Annotated in this window: 2 protein-coding genes; one reads left to right on the forward strand and one right to left on the reverse strand. The window is 67.5% G+C overall.

All coding sequences use genetic code 11. From position 1 onward, the window contains the following. Positions 1 to 166 precede the first annotated feature (166 nt). A protein-coding gene (locus ACFVVA_RS42110) for an IS5 family transposase (protein ID WP_387696015.1) occupies positions 167 to 972 on the forward strand; the annotation gives its coding sequence in 2 pieces (ribosomal slippage) (positions 167 to 506 and positions 506 to 972; 807 coding nt in all). Between the two features lie 22 nt (positions 973 to 994). Here ACFVVA_RS42110 and ACFVVA_RS42115 read toward each other — a convergent pair. Beyond that, a complete protein-coding gene (locus ACFVVA_RS42115; RefSeq protein WP_387696014.1) occupies positions 995 to 1,468 on the reverse strand; it encodes an SMI1/KNR4 family protein in 474 nt (157 codons plus the stop codon). Positions 1,469 to 1,667 lie beyond the last annotated feature (199 nt).

The following is a 1,667-nucleotide window of genomic DNA, read 5'->3' on the forward strand; positions in this document are numbered from 1 at the left end:
CCGTCGCAGGACTCGTCTCCGACCGCACCGCCACAGCCTGACAACGGCCGTCGCTCAGCCCGTCACATCGCCGCCGCAATCACGCACCAGGTCGTAACTGATCGTTTCAGAATGACTGGAACCCCAGATCTTGCGCTGAGTGATCTTGATCGGCAGGGTGTCCGGGGTGCGTGCTGATCTTGTTCCAGATGACCTGTGGGAGCGTGTGGCTCCGTTGCTGCCGCCCGCACCCGAGCGGCGCCACCGTCACCCAGGGCGTCTTCGCATACCGGACCGGGCGGCCCTGGCCGGGGTCATGTACGTGCTGCGGACCGGTGTTGCGTGGCGCGATGTCCCCGCGCCAGTCGTGGGCTGCTCGGGGGTGACGGCTTGGCGTCGGCTGCGGGACTGGACCGCGGCCGGCGTCTGGCCGCGCCTGCACGCCGCGCTGCTGAGCGAGTTGCGCCGCGCCGACCTTCTGGACCTGGACGACTGCGCCGTGGACGGGTCGCACGTCCGGGCGCTCAAAGGGGGGATCACGTTGGCCCGTCACCGGTCGACCGTGGCCGCCCCGGCTCGAAGCACCACCTGATAGTCGACCGCCACGGCATCCCGGTTGCCGTCACGCTCACCGGTGGGAACCGACACGACGTCACCCAGCTCATGCCGCTGCTGGACGCGATCCCGTCGATCCGTGGCTTGCGAGGACGACCTCGGCACAGGCCGCGCCGCTTGTACGCGGACCGAGGCTACGACTTCGACAAGTACCGCCGCCTGCTGTGGAAACGCGGCATCAAGCCCATGATCGCGCGCCGAGGTGTCACTCACGGCTCCGGCCTCGGCAAGGTCCGTTGGGTCGTGGAGCGGGCGTTCGCCTGGCTGCACCAGTTCAAGCGCCTGCGCATCCGCTACGAACGCCGCGCGGATCTCCACCAGGGCCTACTCGAACTGGCCTGCAGTCTCATCTGCCTCCGACGACTCCGTGCAGCTTGAGCAGCTACGCATCCAGACCGCGTCAGCTTGGGACCACGCTCATCGCCCACGTCCGATACCAGTCCCCGAAGGCTGGGCCGGGGGTCAACCTGTCGTCTATCCCCAGGGTATCGAACCAGACCTGGCCACTGGCCGCTCCGGTGACCACCAGTCGGACGAACGCGCCGCACCCCATGTCCGAGATGATCATTGACCCCGGAACGATCCCGTCCTCGTCGTAGTCGTCTTCGAGGTCGTCCGGGCCCACCGCCCGGGTGAACGGAAACGGCGTCGCAAGGTATCCCGGCCACCAGGCTTCGCCCTTCGGGCCGTACGACCTGCTCAGCGCCCAGATGCCGTGGTAGGGCCCCGGGCCACCGTCGCCGATGGTCATCAAGAACGTTCGGTAATCCGCGGGGAGGGCCACCCCGTAGTCACGCTCGAAGGACCGAACTTCCGCCTCCGAAAGGACACTCCTCAGCGGACCACCAGGCACACGGTCCATCTCGTCCCCCATCACCCAGTTCTGCCGTCTCCGCGAGCATAGGGCTCCCACGACAAGTGAACAGGTGCCTCCACCCGGGACATCGAGCAGGCCGGGCCTCACTTTGAAACGATCAGTAACGACCTGGTGCGTGATTGCGGCGGCGATGTGACGGGCTGAGCGACGGCCGTTGTCAGGCTGTGGCGGTGCGGTCGGAGACGAGTCCTGCGAC

Source organism: Kitasatospora sp. NPDC058048, from assembly GCF_042885555.1.
Taxonomy (GTDB): Bacteria; Actinomycetota; Actinomycetes; order Streptomycetales; family Streptomycetaceae; genus Kitasatospora; species Kitasatospora lactacystinica.